Origin of the sequence: Glutamicibacter sp. Je.9.36 (assembly GCF_051129975.1) — a bacterium.
GTDB lineage: Bacteria > Actinomycetota > Actinomycetes > Actinomycetales > Micrococcaceae > Glutamicibacter.
The window spans coordinates 125,963-141,160 of sequence record NZ_JBCPSN010000003.1; the positions used below are offsets into that span (position 1 = coordinate 125,963).

Below are 15,198 nucleotides of genomic sequence, written 5' to 3' on the forward strand. Positions count from 1 at the left end.
TTGCTTCCTACTTCCTGAGCGTGGCGGTAAACCGGGCGCCTTGGGCATTGGCCGCGGCCAGCTCTCCACCGCGGCGGCGGCAAACCAGGCGGCTGATGGCAAGGCCGAAGCCCCTGCCGCCGGAGACCGCGCTGTCCTTGGTGGAGAAACCTTGGGTGAAGATCTCGTCCATGGCATCTTCCGCGATGCCTTCTCCATTGTCCCTCACGGTGATTCGCACCAGCTCGCTGGTTTCCTCGATCCCGACCTGGATTTCCGGATTGGCAGCCGCAGCGGCCGCGTCCATCGCGTTATCGACGAGATTGCCGATCACGGTGGTCAGATCCCGCGCCAGCTGGTCCTCGCACCTGCCCAAGGTTGAGCTAGGCGCCATCTTCAGGTGCACCCCCCGCTCGGCGGCCACGCTGGACTTGGCAATCAGCAACGCGGCAATCGTGGGTTCGGCGATGCACGCGGAGACGTCCTCGAAGATCTTGCTCCGGCTGAAGCTCACGCCATCGATGAAGCCCACGACCTCGTCGTATTCCCCGAGCTGGATCAACCCGGAAATTGCGTGCAGCTGGTTGGCGAATTCATGGGTCTGCGCCCTGAGCATGTCGGCGGTGGCCTTGCTGTCTCCAAGTTCTTGTTCCAGCAGGGTCAGTTCGGTCTTGTCGCGGAAGGTGGTGACCGATCCCAAATCCCGCCTGGCGGTCTTGACCGGCATCCGGTTGAAGACCAATACCCGCTCGCCGACAAGGAATTGCCGGTCGGGCAGCTCTTGGCTGGTGGTCAGTGCATGGCGCACCTGCGGAACAACATCCAATTCGTCCAGGGTCCTGCCCACGCAGTGGCTGGGCAGCTGGAGCAGCTCGATGGCGACATCATTGGCCAGCATCACCCGGCTATCCGGCGACACCGAGATGATTCCCTCTTTGACTCCGTGCAGCAGGGCCTCGCGATGCTCGAAAAGCTCTGCAATTTCCCGCGGTTCAAGCCCACGGGTCTGGTGCTTGACCCTGCGGGCCAGCAAGACTGAGCCGGCGGTGCCCAGCAGCAGGGAAATGACCAGGGTGAACAGGGCGTTGGGAGCGATCTCCTGGATCATCTCGCCGGTGCTGGGATAGCTTTGGCCGGCGCTGACAATGCCGACCATCTTCCCCTCGTCATCCAGCACCGGAACCTGCGCAATCAATACGTGGTTGCCATTGCGCCAGATTTCCCCGGTCCATCCGCGGCCTTCGGTGACGGCGGATTCAGGGTGCAGTATCGAGGTTCCGACTTCATCCGGGTAACTGGAGGTGACGACCGTTCCCCGGGGATCGGCAATGGTCACGAATTGGAGACCCGAGGTGCTGCGCACCGATTCGCCCATGGCAGGCAACGCCGAACCCATTTCCGGCTCCGCCTCGGGCAGGAGCACGCGCAGCAGGGGGTTTGCAGCCAGCGATTCGGCGGCCGAGAGGCTGCGGCGCCCCTCGATTTTTTCGAAGTTATTGGTGGCCTGGGTCAGCGATACCGTGATGACCCCGGCCAGCACCACCGCGATAATGAGCAATTGCAGTATCAGGTACTGCCCTGCAAGGGTCAGCTTGCGGCGCGTGTACAGATTAGCGAGCCAGAAACGCACGGCACCCATTGCCTCGCCCCCAATATTCCAGAAATCCACGTCGCACCCGGCAGGTCCTTGCTGGCACCTGCACCCGGGCACTGTGCTACCTTACCGAAGATTCGAATGGTTCAGATCACAATTTCCGGTTACACAATGAACAGTATTTTCTTTGAGTACGCAAGAGTGACCCGGCTCACGATGGCACGTAAGTTGGTATCACTCGCAACCCCGATGAAAGCAAAGAGGCTGAATCCCCATGAAACCCTTCAAGTCGTTCCGTGCGCTGAGCGCGCTGGCAGCTGCCGCTGCACTGGCCCTGACCGCCACTGGCTGCGGCGTGACATCAGAGTCTTCCAGCACTGACGCCGCAGAGTCCAAGGGCCCCATCGCGAACCTCCGCATCATGGTGCCAAACACCCCAGGCGGCGGCTACGACACCACTGCCCGTGTTGCCGCCAAGGTGATGGATGACGCATCGCTGGCCAGCAACCCGGAAGTCTTCAACCTTGCCGGTGCCGGAGGCACCGTCGGCTTGGCCCGGATCGTCAATGAGAAGGGCAATGGCGATCTGGGCATGCTCATGGGCCTGGGCGTGGTGGGTGCAAGCTACACCAACGAAACGGACTCCAAGCTGACCGATACCACCCCGATTGCCAAGCTCATCGAAGAGCCCGGGGCGATCATGGTTTCCAAGGATTCTCCATACAAGACCATTGACGACCTGGTCAAGGCCTGGAAGGACGACCCAAGCAAGCTCTCGGTCGGTGGCGGCTCCTCCCCTGGCGGCCCGGACCATCTGCTGCCAATGCAGCTGGCCGAAGCCGTGGGCATTGATCCCAAGGACGTGAACTTCGTATCCTACGATGGCGGCGGCGACTTGCTGCCGGCCATCCTGGGCAACAAGCTGGCCTTCGCAGCCTCCGGTGCCGGCGAGTACATGCAGCAGATCGAAGAGGGCTCTGTTCGCGTACTGGCCACCAGCGGCGAAGAGCGCCTGGAAGGCGTAGATGCCCCGACCCTGAAGGAATCGGATATTGATCTGGTGTTCTCCAACTGGCGCGGCCTGGTTGCTCCACCTGAGATTTCCGAAGAGGACAAGGCCAAGTGGGTCAACTTGGTCACCGAAATGCATGATTCGGCCGAGTGGAAGGAAGCCCTGGCGACCAACGGCTGGAGCGACGCCTTCATGACCGGCGACGAATTCTCCGCCTTCCTCACCGACCAGGACGAGCGAGTTGCCAGCGTCCTGAAGACCCTGGGCCTGGCGTGAGCGAAGTAGCCACCGCAAAGAAGAAACGCGTCGAACTCCTGTTCGCCGCGTTTCTTCTTATCGTCGGAATCATCGTGTTTGTTGACGCGTCGCAGCTTCATGTGACGTACTCCCAGGCAGACGTTGTAGGTCCCAAGGCCCTGCCCTACGTCGTCTCGGGCATTCTCATTCTTTCGTCCATTGCCTTGGCCATCACCGTCATGCGTGGCAACCTTGCCGCGGGCGAAGAAGGCGAAGACGTGGACCTGAGCCAGCCTTCGGATTGGAAAGTCCTGCTCCCGCTGATCGGCATCTTCGTGCTGAACCTGCTGATCGTGAATTGGGCTGGCTGGGTCATCTCGGGAACCATCATGTTCTTCGGCGCGGCTACCTGCCTGGGTGCGCGGCGCTGGGTATTGACCTTGGTTATTTCACTTGCCTTGGCGCTTGGTTCGTTCTACGGCTTCTATCTGGGCCTGGGCATCAAGCTTCCGGCCGGAATCCTCTCGGGGGTGCTCTAATTGGAAACTCTGGATCTATTGATGGGCGGCTTCGCCTCGGCGCTGACCCCGGTTAACCTGCTCTTCGCTTTCGCCGGTGTCATCCTGGGCACCGCTGTAGGAGTGCTCCCGGGCATCGGCCCGGCCATGGCTGTGGCACTGCTGCTGCCATTGACCTTCGGCATGGAAACTTCCAGCGCACTGATTATGTTCGCCGGCATCTACTACGGCGGGATGTATGGCGGGTCGACCACCTCGATCCTGCTCAATACCCCGGGGGAATCGGCAACAGTCATCACGGCCATCGAAGGCCACAAGATGGCCAAGGCCGGCCGGGCGGCACAGGCCTTGGCCACCGCGGCCATTGGATCCTTCGTTGCAGGAACCATCGGTACCGCGCTGCTGGTGACCGTCGCCCCGATCGTCGTGAAGTTCGCGGTGAGCCTTGGCGCACCGAGCTACTTCGCCATCATGGTCCTCGCTTTGGTAACTGTCACCGCAGTCTTGGGCTCTTCCAAGATCCGCGGGTTCGCTTCCCTGGGCTTGGGCTTGGCCATTGGCCTGGTCGGCATGGACCCGGTCTCCGGGCAGCAGCGACTAACTTTCGGCTTCGCGCCCTTGGTGGACGGCATGGACATCGTGGTAGTCGCCGTGGCGATCTTCGCCATTGGCGAGGCACTGTGGATTGCCGCGCACTTGCGCACCAGCCCGGCCCGCACCATTCCGGTGGGTGCCCCGTGGATGGGCAAGGAAGATTGGAAGCGTTCGTGGAAGCCTTGGCTTCGCGGTACCGCCTTCGGGTTCCCCTTCGGCGCGCTGCCTGCCGGCGGTGCCGAAGTTCCGACCTTCCTGTCCTACGTCACCGAAAAGAAGCTGTCCAAGCATCCTGAGGAGTTCGGCCACGGCGCCATTGAGGGCGTTGCCGGCCCGGAGGCTGCGAACAATGCCTCTGCCGCTGGCACCTTGACTCCAATGCTCGCCTTGGGCTTGCCCACCAATGCCACCGCTGCGGTGATGCTGGCGTTCTTGACCATGAAGGGCATCCAGCCCGGCCCGCTGCTCTTCGAGAATGAACCAGACCTGGTGTGGGCCCTGATTGCCAGCTTGTTCATTGGCAACACGTTGCTGCTGCTGATCAACCTGCCGTTAGCGCCGCTGTGGGCGAAGCTGCTGAAGATCCCGCGCCCCTACCTGTACGCAGGCATCTTGTTCTTCGCAACGCTGGGCGCCTTCTCGGTGAACATGCAGGTAGCTGATCTCTGGCTGCTGCTGCTGATCGGTTTGCTGGGCTTTGCCTTGCGCCGCTTCGGTCTGCCAGTGCTTCCGCTGATCCTTGGTGTCATCATCGGCCCCATGGCCGAGGAACAGCTGCGCAAGACCTTCCAGCTTTCTGCTGGTGAAGTCTCAGGTCTCTGGAGCGAGCCGCTGGCCGTGGGCATCTACGTGCTCATCGCCGTCCTGCTCCTGCTGCCAGTGCTGATCTCCGTTATTCGGAGCAAGCGCGGGACAGCGTCTGCCGCCGCCGAGGCCCTGCTGGGCGACGATGCAGCTGGCGGCCACGAGCCGGAACAGGCGAATCCTGGCCACGGAAATGAGAACAGCAAGGCTGCTGAAAGGAATGAATCATGACGATCGTAGTGGGCTACATTCCCTCGCCAGAAGGCGAAGCCGCCTTGGAACGAGCCATTCTCGAAGCCAAGCGCAGCGAGGTGCGATTGATCGTAGTGAACTCTTCGAAGGGTGATCAGCTCGTTGACGACAGGCTCATTGACGCGAAGCAGTACCACGAGCTGGAAGCCCGCCTTTCAGATGCCGGCATCGATTTCTGGATTGAGCGCCACACCCAGGGTGCCGATGCGGCAGACCAGATCCTGCATATAGCCCAGGCCCAACGAGCCGAGCTGATCGTGATCGGCCTGCGCAAGCGCACGGCAATGGGCAAGTTCCTCATGGGGAGCAACGCGCAAAGGATTCTGCTCCAGGCCTCCTGCCCGGTGCTGTCGCTCAAAGCGTCCAGCGGCTGGTAGTCCCGCACGCTGTTCGCACAACAACGGCCGATGGACTTACTTCTGGTAAGGGTTGGCTGGCGGAGTGCCGCCATTGGCGGTTGGATCCTGCGGCTGCTGGGGAGCAGAAGGATTACCCGGGTGCGGGCGGTAGCCGCCTTCTGCCGGCGGGATGCCACCGGCCAGACGAACGAGTTCAGTGGTGTTCTCCGCAGTGCGGATCTGTGCCAGCAAGGATTCGAGTCCTGCACGGACCAGGACCAAATAGACCAGGGATACCAAAGGACCCACGATCAGGAGCATGAGGAAGCCGAGCATTGCATCAGCCATGAACCCGGAAATCACGATTCCGAGGTAGCCGATCGCCAACAGGACCATGATCAGGATGTAAACGATCTTGATGATCGACGGCGTGATGAATTGTTTGAATTCCAAGTCGAAGAGGGACTTCACCTTATTTGCTTCTTTCTTTAGAGAAATTGCGCTGTCCCGCCCACGTTATCGAATTTCGCAGAATTCTCACAGTAGCTGGAGCGGAATATCGTCATTTGTTGCGAAAATTTCGCCAACTAGTCGCCTGCGGCTGCGTGCAGGTTATTATCCCCTGCCAACCCAGACCCTAGACTGATTGCATGACAAGCCATGAGAAGCCGACGATTGTCCCCGCCCGATTGCAATCCGGAGACACCATCAGGGCCATTGCGCCATCGTGCTCCCGTGCCTTCGTGATGGAATTCGACAATACGAAGTGGATCACTGAACGCTTCGAGGCCATGGGGCTCAAGCAGGAATTCGGAGATCACGTAGACGAGAACGATGACTTCGACAGCTCGCCGATCCCGTCGCGCGTGGCCGATCTGCACGCCGCATTTGCCGATCCATCTGTCGCCGGAATCATCTCGGTCATTGGCGGCTTCAATGCAAACGAGCTGCTCCCCTACCTCGATTGGGATCTCATTGCCGCCAATCCCAAGGTCTTCTGCGGCTACTCGGATTTCACCGCGCTGGCAAACGCCGTGCATGCCAAGACCGGCCTCGTTACCTATGTCGGCGCGCATTGGTCCAGCTTCGGCATGCGTGATCATTTTGAACCAACCGGACAGTGGTTCCGGACCGCAACCCACGAGCACGCGTGGACCATCGAGCACGCCAGCGAATTCACCGACGATTTGTGGTTCATGGATCAAGACAACAGGTCCGTCCAGGCATCCGGCGGACCGTGGATCCTGAATCAGGGAGCGGCCACGGGCACGGTGATTGGAGGGAATCTGGGCACGCTGCATTTGTTGCAGGGCGGCGAATTCATGCCATCCTTGCACGGGGCAATGCTCTTCATCGAGGAAGACTCCTCCGAAGACATCCACGAAATCGCCCGGAAGCTCGCCTCTTTCCTGCAGTCCCCTAGCGCCGCTGGCCTGACCGGGCTGGCCATCGGGCGTTTCCAGCGGCAATCCGGCATCACCCGTAGCCTGCTGGAGCAAGTCATCGCAAAGCACCCGATCCTGCAGCGCATCCCGGTTGTGGCCAACCTCGATTTCGGCCATACTTCCCCGATGTTCACCTTGCCGATTGGCGGCTACGCCAGGCTTTCGACCGGTGAAGATTCGGTGCAGCTGCACTTTGCGCATTCACAAGACCAGCTGGGCTAGCCCCAGGGCCACGGCAAAAGGCGGAACCAACCAGAATCTCCTGGTTGGCCCCGCCTTGCTTTGCGCTCAGTAGGCCACGGCCCTTGCGGGCTTAGGCCTTGTCGATCGCTTCCTTCAGCGCAGCCAGCAGCAGCGCCACCGATCCCGGATTAGCGTTGGGGCCCATCATGCCGATACGCCATACGGTGCTCGCGTACTTGCCGACACCGCCGCCGATTTCAATATTGAAGCGGTCGAGCAGGTATCCACGGACCTTCGCCGAATCAACGCCTTCAGGAACGTAGACCGTTGTCAGCTGCGGCAGGCGGTACCTCTCCTGGGCGAATAGCTCCAGGCCCATTTCCTGCAAGCCATCTTGCAGCAAGCCTCCCGCTTCCTGATGGCGGGCGGTGACCGCGTCCAGGCCCTCAGCCAGGATGCGGTCGATGCCGGCTTCCAGCGATGCGACCATCGAGACCGGCGCGGTGTGGTGGTAGGTGCGTTGGCCCCCGGTGGAACCTGTGGCGTAGCCGCCGAGCAAGCCCAGATCCAGATACCAGGATTGGGGCTTCTGGACGCGGCGCTCGAAAGCACGGTCTGAAATGGTGAATGGTGCCAATCCGGGAGCCACGCCGAGGCATTTCTGCGTGCCCGCATAGCCAACGTCAATCCCCCACTCATCAGCCAGCACCGGCATGCCGCCAATGGAGGTCACTGCATCGGTGATCAGCAGTGCATCGCCCTTGATTGCGCCCAGCGCGGCAATATCGGAGACAACTCCGGTACTGGTTTCCGCATGCACGCCGGCAATGACGGTTGGGTTCGGGTGCGCCGCGGCAACGCGTTCGGCATCGATCGGCGTGCCGTATTCATGCTCGACACGGATGACTTCAGCGCCAGCGCGCGCGGCAACTTCGCACATGCGCTCGCCGAATAGGCCGTTGATCGCGATGACCGCTACGTCGCCTGGGTTGACGGTGTTGACGAAAGCGGCTTCCATGCCAGCTGAGCCCGTGGCGCTCAAAGGCAAGGTACGGGAGTTTCCGGTTCCCCAGAGAGTACGCAAACCATCAGCAACGCGATCCATGCGTGCAATGAACTCCGGATCCAGATGGCCCAGCAGCGGAAGGCCGAGCGCTGCCGTTGCCTCGGGATACGGGTTGCATGGACCCGGTCCGAACAGGTGGCGCTGAAGAACAGTCTTGCTCATGACGACTCTCTTTCATCTCAATGGGATGTTCCAACTAGAGCTCAGCATATCCCGCATCCCAATCCGAAACGAAACATATCTTCCGCATTGCAAAATTACTCGGGTCGAACTACACGGCCGCGGGCTCGATCGCCTTGAGATAATCCGGCAGCTCCGCCACGGATTCGAGGATGGCGGCATGAGGGAACCGGTCCAGCTCTTCGCGGCCCAGCTTCCCGGTCAGCACACCGATGCCATGCACTCCCGCGTGATGCGCGGCCAGCAGGTCGTTGGCGGTGTCGCCTGCGGCAACAACCTTGGCTACATCGCGAATTCCCGTCAGCTCCATCGCTCGATGAATCATGTACGGCGCAGGGCGTCCCGCTGCGGCTTCATCGCCGGCAACCACTGCGTCGAGAAGCTCGCCAGGACCGACCTTCCACCCCAAGCCATCGAGGATAATATCGGCAACATCGCGCGAGAACCCCGTTGTCAATGCGATCTTCTTGCCGCTGGCAGCCAAGCGTTCCAGCGCTTGCACGACACCTGGCAATGCGACGGGCGGATTCTCCCGGTAATATCCCAGCAGCAGATCGCGGAAACGGCCAAACTGCACTTGCACCTGTTCATCGCTGGCAACAGCTCCGCCAAGTTCAATCAGCGCTTTGATCGCTTCCTTCTTCTCGGCGCCCATCCAATGCTGCAGATCTTCCTCCTTGACCTCAACACCGAATTCGCACACCGCTTTCTCCAGAGCCCGGTACACATCGGCATGCTCGTCAATGGTCGTTCCAGCCATATCGCAGGCAATGAGTTCAAACATGTCTTCTCGTTTCATCGTGTTTTCCTGTTCAGACAGCAATGCTTCGCACACGGCTCAATGAGGCGCGATGCTCGCTGGTGTTTTCAATGGTGAAGTTGGCCAGATCCGGCAAATACCGATCATCGGAGTACTCAAGTTTCTGCCCCGATTTGGAGGAAGTCACGCGCCGTTCGCGCAAGAGCGGGGCGCCGAGCCGGACACCCAGCAGCTGCGCGTCCAGTTCATCGGCCGCCACCGCGTCAATGGTGTGCTTGGCTCGGTAGAGGTCTACGCCTTGCTCCCGCAAGTACTCGAAAATCGAACCGTCATCCGCATCGAATTCGAAGAGCAGCCGGCCGACATCTTGGGTAAAGCTAGTCCGCTCCAGCATCGCCGGGCTCCCATCGAGCAAGCGCAGTCGCAGGATCTGCACCACCTTGGCACCTTCTTCGAGTTCGAGCTGCTCGGCCACGAGAGCATCGGCCGGGCGCTGCGCCAATTCCCGCGTTTCCTGGCCAGCCTCCAATCCGATGGAGCGTGCCCAATCGGTAAAGGACATGAAGGTGGTAAACGATTGGGATTGCACCTGTTGCGCCACGATTGGCGGCTTGCCTTGTCCCCCCGCAATGAGGCCCTCCGAACGCAACTGGGCGAGCGCATGCCGGACCGTGCCGCGCGAGGCATTGGCGCGGGCACAGAGTTCTGCCTCGCTGGGCAGGACATCTCCTTCGTGCCATGTGCCAGCCGCTATTTCCTGCCGCAACCAGGTGGTGAGGGCTTGGTACTTGGGTTGCTTCTTGTTCTCCATCACCTCTTGATCATACAAGTGGTTTTATCGAGAAATCAGCGATTCACAAGACATTCCAGTGAACTGAAAGTGAATAGACGGACCCCATTCTGAACTCTAGGAAAACTTGTTCAAACAAGTGCCATTTCGGGTTGAATCCGCGCATCCCGGGCATGGATGATCACTGTCGTGAGCAACGAAAAAAATTTCCCGCAGACCCAGCCAGTCGCCAACCACGCAGATGTGCTGGTGATCGGCGCCGGCATTGTCGGCCTGGCCCATGCTGCTCGTGCCCTGGACGCCGGCCTCTCGGTAATCGTCATGGAACGTGACCATGAGGCCATCGGCGCATCGGTCCGCAACTTCGGCCACTGCTGCATCACCGCGCAGTCCGGCGAACTCTACGACCTGGCGCAGTCAGGACGTCCCTTGTGGCTTGACTACGCTGAACGCGCTGGCTTCTGGGCCGTTGAATCGGGAGCTGTCGTGGTGGCCTCGACAGAAACGGAATTGCAGGTCCTGCGCGAACTGTCCGCACGCCGCGAAACCGGGCAGGTCGAGATGCTCAACGCGCAGGACATCGCAGAACAGCTCGGACGCGAAAGCACCGAAGGATTTCTCGGCGGCGCGTTCCTGCGTGATGACCTGCGCGTCGACCCGCGCACCACGGTGGCCAAGCTGGCCCAGTGGGTCAACGCCCATGTTGCTGGCAGCGTCCAGTTCAGCACCAGCGCCTTGGGATTCGGTACCGGCCGGCATCGCCGGGCCAGCGTGCAAACTAATCGCGGCGCCTTCGAAGCCGACCAGGTTTTCGTTTGCGTCGGCCACGACGTGGACTACCTCTTCCCGCAGATCGCGCAGGAGCACCAGATCACCCGGTGCGCGCTGCAGATGCTCCGCGCAGAAGCTTCCGAAGACCTGGAATTGAAGCCGGCCGTCCTCACCGCCACCTCCATGCTGCGCTACGAGGCCTTCACCGAAGTGCCAGCAGCCAAGGCCCTGCAGGCTGAAGTTCTCGCCGAGCACCCGGAGCTGCTGGATATTCAGGCAAATGTCATGTTCACCCAAAGGCCCGACGGCACCCTGCTCATGGGAGATTCGCACAGCTACGCCGCAACCCAAGCCCCCTTCCTCAAGGAAGCGACCTCGCAAACATTGCTCTCGGCCATTGGTGGCTACATGAGTGGCACCGAGCTGAAAGTCATTGAACGCTGGCAAGGAATCTATGCCTCCAGCGCTATCGGCCCCTTGCTCATCCGCAATGCCGCCGACGCCATTACCGTCGTCTCCGTGACCGCCGGAGTCGGAATGACCCTGTCCTTCGGCCTCGCCGACAAGAACATCAAAAACCTCGCCAAGCCGTCCATGGCTTCGTCGATCACCGCCTAGCTTAGCTACACCACGCATTGGAGCAACCATGAAGATCTCCCAGGCATTTAAATTCTCTGCCGTCTCGCTGGGCCTGCTGGCCCTCACCGCTTGCGGGTCCGCCCAGGCGGATGAGCAAGCTAACTCCGCTGCCCCCGCGTTCTGCGCCGATGGGCCCATCAATTTCGGCATCGAGCCCTACGAGGCACCAGCCAAGCTGGAACCGGCGTACGGCGTGCTCGCCGACGCATTGGAGCGCGAGCTCGGATGCGAAGTCGAGGTCCAAGTTGTCGAGGACTACGCCGCAGAGGTACTGGCAATGCGCAATGGAAAACTGGATCTTGGCCAGTTCGGTCCCGTGGGATACGTGTTCGCCAGCCAGCAGGCCGGCGCTGAACCGCTCGTGTCCTTCGGGACCGCCCAGGGCGAGCTCAGCACCTACACCGGTGGCATCTGGGTTGCGAAGGATTCAGAAATCAAGACCCTCGAAGACCTGCGCGGAAAGGACTTCGCACTTGGCGGCGTGGGCTCAACCTCCGGAGATGTCCTGCCGCGCTACGCGCTGAAGACTGCCGGCATTGCCGAGTCCGAAGTCAACTTGAACTATGCAGGAGGGCATCCTGAATCACTGCTGGCCCTGGCCAACGGAACCGTCGACGCCGCCCAGCTCAACTCGCAGACCCAGGCAGTTGCCGAAGAAGAAGGTACCTTCAACCCGGAAGACTACCGCCAGATCTGGACCTCGGAACCCATCCCGAATGACCCGATCACCATCAGCGCCGATGCCGACCCGGAATTGAAGAAAGCCGTTAAGCACGCGCTGCTGAACCTGCCGGAGGAAGATATCGCCCAGGTAGGAGCTTTCCTGGATGTGACCCCTCCGGGCCCATTGCTGGAAGTCACCAAGGAAACCTACGGCCCGCTGTTCGACTTGGCTTCCGAAATGGGCCTCACCGAGGACGATATCTAGCCATGGACACCACGCAATTGACCCGTCCGGCCCTCTCGGTGAAGTCCCTGGCCAAGTCCTTCAACCAGCGCCGCGTGCTTGATGATGTCGATTTCACCGTCAACCGCGGCGAGCTCGTGGCCTTTCTGGGTGCCAACGGTTCCGGAAAATCCACCACCCTCAAGTGCGTCGCGGGATTGACCACACCGGATTCGGGAAGCATCGAATTGGATGGCATCCACCTGGCCGATCTCCATGGCCGCGATCTAGCCCGTGCGCGATCCCGGGCAGCCATGGTGTTCCAGAAGATCCATCTGGTGCCCCGCCGCACAGCACTGGACAATGTCTGCGCAGGCGCCCTGGCCCGTGTCACCGGCTTGGCCTCTCTCTCCCCCGCTTTCTTCTCGCGCGAACTGCGGGAAGAAGCAATGGCCTGCCTGGACCGGGTGGGCATGGCCGACCGCGCCCTGGACAAGGTCGGACGCCTTTCTGGCGGACAGCAGCAGCGCGTAGCCGTCGCCAGGGCCCTGTGCCAGCGCGCGTCGGTGCTGCTTGCCGATGAGCCGGTTTCTGCTCTGGACCCGCATGCGGCCGAGAACATCATGGAATTGCTCGCTACCTTGGCGCACGACGAAAACCTTGCCGTCGCCGCGGTTCTGCACCAGCCAGAGCTTGCACAACGCTACGCAGACCGGGCGATCGGGTTGCTGCATGGACGTATCGCCTTCAACGGTCCGGTCCAGAATCTCGGCGACGACTTCCTGGACGTTCTCTACTCTCCCGAGAGGATTGCAGCATGAGCCTCCATACCCGGACTCGCATCAAGGAGCAGGCAGTGGAAAGCACTTCGGACATGATCGCTGGAAAATCCGTCCCAGCACTGCCCAGGGACCCGCACAAGGCCGCCCGGCGTACCCTTTGGATCACCGCAGTTGCAGTGATTGCCGCCCTTCATCTGCTGGCCATCGCGGGAACTGATTTTGATCCGGCGCTGCTCGTGGATGGCTGGCGCGGGATGGCACGATTCGTCAGCGACGCATTTCCGCCGGATCTGAGCTGGGACAAGGTCATACTTCCTGGCTTGGAGGCAACGCTGGTCACCTTGTGGATCGGCTTGCTGGGTACGACCTTCTCCATTCCTACGGCCTTGGTGCTCGCTGTGCTCGCATGCCGCACCACGACGCCGCATCCGCTGGCCTACCAAGCAGCACGCAGCATCTTGTCCTTCTTCCGCGCGGTACCGGATATCGTCTTTGCGCTCATCTTCGTCACCGCCGTGGGCTTGGGTCCCTTCGCAGGTGTGCTGGCGCTGATCTGCCACAACACGGGAGTGATGGGAAAGCTCTGGGCCGAGTCCCTGGAAGAAACCGATCAGGGCCCGCAGGAAGCGCTGTCCACCACCGGCGCATCACGGGTTCAGCAACTTACCCATGGCGCACTGCCGCTGGTGATCCCGCAGTTCGTTGGCTTGCTCTTGTACCGCTTCGACGTCAACGTCCGTTCGTCACTGGTCCTGGGCCTGGTCGGTGCTGGCGGCATCGGCTTGCTCATCAACCAGGCGATCAAGTCGTTCCAGTTCGATACGATGCTTACGCACATCATCATCGTGCTGATTCTGATCATCGTCGTTGACCAAGCGTCCGGATTCATCCGCCGCAAGCTGGCAGTCTAGCGCCTCGCCAATCGGAAAAGCGCGCCTGGGCCCCAGCGGGTGTCCGTGAACCTTACAGGATCGAGGACACCGGCTGGGGCTTCATGGCGCTCTGGGCGAATCGTTGTGGTCCCGGAAGGTGCCTCGGCACCTTTACCAGCGGCGCAGGTCCTGGAAAGTCGTTGATTTCCACCGGTTGGCATGTGCCGGTGGTGGACCGTGCACTGCTATTCAGGAATTCCCATTGGAGCGACGCGCTGGGGCAAGCCGTGCTGATTGCGGCCCTGGACGAGAACCACGCAGGTCATGGACAGCAGCACTCCGACACTGCAGGCGACGAGAAGCACGCCAAAGCCGCTGGCAGCCTCGATGAGCATGCCGCCTAGAACTGGTCCAAGCGCGAACCCGGTGCCGATCATCAAGTTCGTGGAATTCATCAGGTGGCCGCTGGAGTCCAGGTCGGAGACCGTGGACAGCAAGTAGGGCAGGATGAAGGTCCAGGAGAATTTGAAGATGATCGCCGCGGCCGCGAACTGCACGGCTCCGCTCAACCCGAACAGCAAGCCGATGGACAGCAGCATCGCCAGATAACCGAGAATGAGGAACAGCGGGCGGCGCGGATGGTCGCCCAGGAATGTGGCCAGCAAGGAGGAAGCAATTCCCGGGACTGTCGCAACAGCGAGAATCAGGCTCGTCGTACCCAAATTGATCTGCGCGGCCGCCGCGAATTGCCCCATGAACGACCACACCCCGCTCAACGCTACGTAGAAAAGCATTACCGCCGCCAGGGCCAGAAACGCCTTGGATCTCGGGGCCGGCCGGTGCCCGTAGTTGGCACTATCGGCAGCCGGGTCAGCGGCGCTTCCCAACAGCACGTTGCCATCGATGCGGTGCGCAACCGCCATGCAGCACAGGGCTAGCCCAGCCATGGTCCAGTAGATCGCAGACACCGCGGAATCCGCGAAGAGCACCGGGAAGAGCGCCAGAATCACGGCGCCCATGACCAGCTGGGCCGCAACGAATAACCCATAGGCCCGTCCTGGGTTCGCGCTCCTGCCGCTCAAGCTCAGGATCACCACGGTGATCGAGCCAGCAGCCAGGGACGTCACAATGCGGCACACCGCCAAGAGCGCGTAGTTGTCCGCAAAGCCCGAGACCACATTTCCGGCCACGGCAACCAGCGTGAAGACACGAGTTGCCGTCACGAGGTTGACGCGCTTGAGCCACAGATAGGCGGGGATAGTCGCCAAGCTGAAGGCCCCGAGCTCCATGGACAGCAGCCCGCCTACTTGGGTGGCCGTCAGGTCGAATTGCGCCACCAGCTTGGAGGCGATCACCGGTGCGGTCAGCAGCACCATGTACAGCACCGCGCTGTAGGCACCGATGTAGATGTAGGTTCCGCGGTCGCCGCCTGTTTTTGTGCGCGCGCCAGCCAGTATCGAGTCCATGGCTTTCCTTCGAGACAGCGGCGAGTTGCC

15 protein-coding genes are annotated in these 15,198 nt (G+C 61.2%); 9 read left to right on the top strand and 6 right to left on the bottom strand.

The features are described from left to right. Positions 1-7 precede the first annotated feature (7 nt). Complete coding sequence (locus AAZQ98_RS08885) at positions 8-1,618, bottom strand: sensor histidine kinase (protein ID WP_105661847.1); 1,611 nt, start codon at positions 1,616-1,618, stop codon at positions 8-10. 229 nt (positions 1,619-1,847) lie between these two features. On the opposite strand from AAZQ98_RS08885, the gene AAZQ98_RS08890 reads away from it, so the two are divergent. The 4 genes from AAZQ98_RS08890 to AAZQ98_RS08905 are packed head-to-tail and all read left to right on the top strand — an operon-like array spanning position 1,848 to position 5,367. Then, entirely contained in the window at positions 1,848-2,861 is a 1,014-nt protein-coding gene (locus AAZQ98_RS08890) for a Bug family tripartite tricarboxylate transporter substrate binding protein (protein WP_400342806.1), read from the top strand. Next, a complete protein-coding gene (locus tag AAZQ98_RS08895; protein WP_105658222.1) occupies positions 2,858-3,361 on the top strand; it encodes a tripartite tricarboxylate transporter TctB family protein in 504 nt (167 codons plus the stop codon). The genes AAZQ98_RS08890 and AAZQ98_RS08895 overlap by 4 nt, the downstream gene beginning before the upstream one ends. A gap of 21 nt (positions 3,362-3,382) precedes the next feature. Further along, positions 3,383-4,969 (top strand): tripartite tricarboxylate transporter permease, encoded by a 1,587-nt coding sequence (locus AAZQ98_RS08900; protein ID WP_434692132.1) that lies wholly within the window; start codon positions 3,383-3,385, stop codon positions 4,967-4,969. Then, positions 4,966-5,367, top strand: a complete 402-nt coding sequence (locus AAZQ98_RS08905) for a universal stress protein (RefSeq protein ID WP_434691506.1) — start codon at positions 4,966-4,968, stop codon at positions 5,365-5,367. Before AAZQ98_RS08900 ends, AAZQ98_RS08905 begins: the two co-directional genes overlap by 4 nt. A gap of 36 nt (positions 5,368-5,403) precedes the next feature. Here the strand turns inward: AAZQ98_RS08905 and AAZQ98_RS08910 are convergent, their stop codons facing one another. Continuing rightward, on the bottom strand, positions 5,404-5,799 hold the full coding sequence (locus tag AAZQ98_RS08910; RefSeq protein WP_434691509.1) for a DUF4282 domain-containing protein: 396 nt from the start codon (positions 5,797-5,799) through the stop codon (positions 5,404-5,406). A gap of 179 nt (positions 5,800-5,978) precedes the next feature. Between AAZQ98_RS08910 and AAZQ98_RS08915 the strand changes: the two genes are divergently transcribed. Beyond that, positions 5,979-6,995, top strand: coding sequence for a S66 family peptidase (locus AAZQ98_RS08915; protein WP_434691512.1), 1,017 nt, complete (start codon positions 5,979-5,981; stop codon positions 6,993-6,995). Positions 6,996-7,086: 91 nt separating this feature from the next. On the opposite strand, the gene AAZQ98_RS08920 is transcribed toward AAZQ98_RS08915, so the two are convergent. The 3 genes from AAZQ98_RS08920 to AAZQ98_RS08930 all read right to left on the bottom strand — a co-directional run bounded on the left by AAZQ98_RS08920 (position 7,087) and on the right by AAZQ98_RS08930 (position 9,773). Further along, complete coding sequence (locus AAZQ98_RS08920; protein ID WP_434691514.1) at positions 7,087-8,184, bottom strand: pyridoxal-phosphate-dependent aminotransferase family protein; 1,098 nt, start codon at positions 8,182-8,184, stop codon at positions 7,087-7,089. Positions 8,185-8,293: 109 nt separating this feature from the next. Continuing rightward, positions 8,294-9,001, bottom strand: coding sequence for a phosphonatase-like hydrolase (locus AAZQ98_RS08925; protein ID WP_434691517.1), 708 nt, complete (start codon positions 8,999-9,001; stop codon positions 8,294-8,296). A gap of 13 nt (positions 9,002-9,014) precedes the next feature. After that, positions 9,015-9,773 (bottom strand): GntR family transcriptional regulator, encoded by a 759-nt coding sequence (locus tag AAZQ98_RS08930; RefSeq protein WP_434692134.1) that lies wholly within the window; start codon positions 9,771-9,773, stop codon positions 9,015-9,017. A gap of 168 nt (positions 9,774-9,941) precedes the next feature. Between AAZQ98_RS08930 and AAZQ98_RS08935 the strand changes: the two genes are divergently transcribed. From AAZQ98_RS08935 to phnE, 4 genes are read left to right on the top strand one after another with little or no spacing between them, the layout of a single operon-like run. Next, a complete protein-coding gene (locus AAZQ98_RS08935; protein WP_434691520.1) occupies positions 9,942-11,141 on the top strand; it encodes a TIGR03364 family FAD-dependent oxidoreductase in 1,200 nt (399 codons plus the stop codon). A 28-nt stretch (positions 11,142-11,169) separates the two neighbouring features. Beyond that, complete coding sequence (locus tag AAZQ98_RS08940) at positions 11,170-12,090, top strand: phosphate/phosphite/phosphonate ABC transporter substrate-binding protein (protein WP_434691521.1); 921 nt, start codon at positions 11,170-11,172, stop codon at positions 12,088-12,090. Between the two features lie 2 nt (positions 12,091-12,092). Continuing rightward, positions 12,093-12,869 (top strand): phosphonate ABC transporter ATP-binding protein, encoded by a 777-nt coding sequence (locus AAZQ98_RS08945; RefSeq protein ID WP_434691524.1) that lies wholly within the window; start codon positions 12,093-12,095, stop codon positions 12,867-12,869. Beyond that, positions 12,866-13,741: a phosphonate ABC transporter, permease protein PhnE gene (gene phnE / locus AAZQ98_RS08950; RefSeq protein ID WP_434691526.1), complete on the top strand. Its 876-nt coding sequence runs from the start codon at positions 12,866-12,868 to the stop codon at positions 13,739-13,741. The genes AAZQ98_RS08945 and phnE overlap by 4 nt, the downstream gene beginning before the upstream one ends. 206 nt (positions 13,742-13,947) lie before the next feature. Here phnE and AAZQ98_RS08955 read toward each other — a convergent pair whose 3' ends face one another. Then, entirely contained in the window at positions 13,948-15,168 is a 1,221-nt protein-coding gene (locus AAZQ98_RS08955; protein WP_434691529.1) for an MFS transporter, read from the bottom strand. Positions 15,169-15,198 lie beyond the last annotated feature (30 nt).

What these genes read in the sequence shown, in the direction of transcription:
- AAZQ98_RS08885 (WP_105661847.1), bottom strand. Translation starts at nt 1,618, where the DNA reads ATGGGTGCCGTGCGTTTCTGGCTCGCTAATCTGTACACGCGCCGCAAG.
- AAZQ98_RS08890 (WP_400342806.1), top strand. Translation starts at nt 1,848, where the DNA reads ATGAAACCCTTCAAGTCGTTCCGTGCGCTGAGCGCGCTGGCAGCTGCC.
- AAZQ98_RS08900 (WP_434692132.1), top strand. Translation starts at nt 3,383, where the DNA reads ATGGGCGGCTTCGCCTCGGCGCTGACCCCGGTTAACCTGCTCTTCGCT.
- AAZQ98_RS08905 (WP_434691506.1), top strand. Translation starts at nt 4,966, where the DNA reads ATGACGATCGTAGTGGGCTACATTCCCTCGCCAGAAGGCGAAGCCGCC.
- AAZQ98_RS08915 (WP_434691512.1), top strand. Translation starts at nt 5,979, where the DNA reads ATGACAAGCCATGAGAAGCCGACGATTGTCCCCGCCCGATTGCAATCC.
- AAZQ98_RS08920 (WP_434691514.1), bottom strand. Translation starts at nt 8,184, where the DNA reads ATGAGCAAGACTGTTCTTCAGCGCCACCTGTTCGGACCGGGTCCATGC.
- AAZQ98_RS08925 (WP_434691517.1), bottom strand. Translation starts at nt 9,001, where the DNA reads ATGAAACGAGAAGACATGTTTGAACTCATTGCCTGCGATATGGCTGGA.
- AAZQ98_RS08930 (WP_434692134.1), bottom strand. Translation starts at nt 9,773, where the DNA reads ATGGAGAACAAGAAGCAACCCAAGTACCAAGCCCTCACCACCTGGTTG.
- AAZQ98_RS08940 (WP_434691521.1), top strand. Translation starts at nt 11,170, where the DNA reads ATGAAGATCTCCCAGGCATTTAAATTCTCTGCCGTCTCGCTGGGCCTG.
- AAZQ98_RS08945 (WP_434691524.1), top strand. Translation starts at nt 12,093, where the DNA reads ATGGACACCACGCAATTGACCCGTCCGGCCCTCTCGGTGAAGTCCCTG.
- phnE (WP_434691526.1), top strand. Translation starts at nt 12,866, where the DNA reads ATGAGCCTCCATACCCGGACTCGCATCAAGGAGCAGGCAGTGGAAAGC.
- AAZQ98_RS08955 (WP_434691529.1), bottom strand. Translation starts at nt 15,168, where the DNA reads ATGGACTCGATACTGGCTGGCGCGCGCACAAAAACAGGCGGCGACCGC.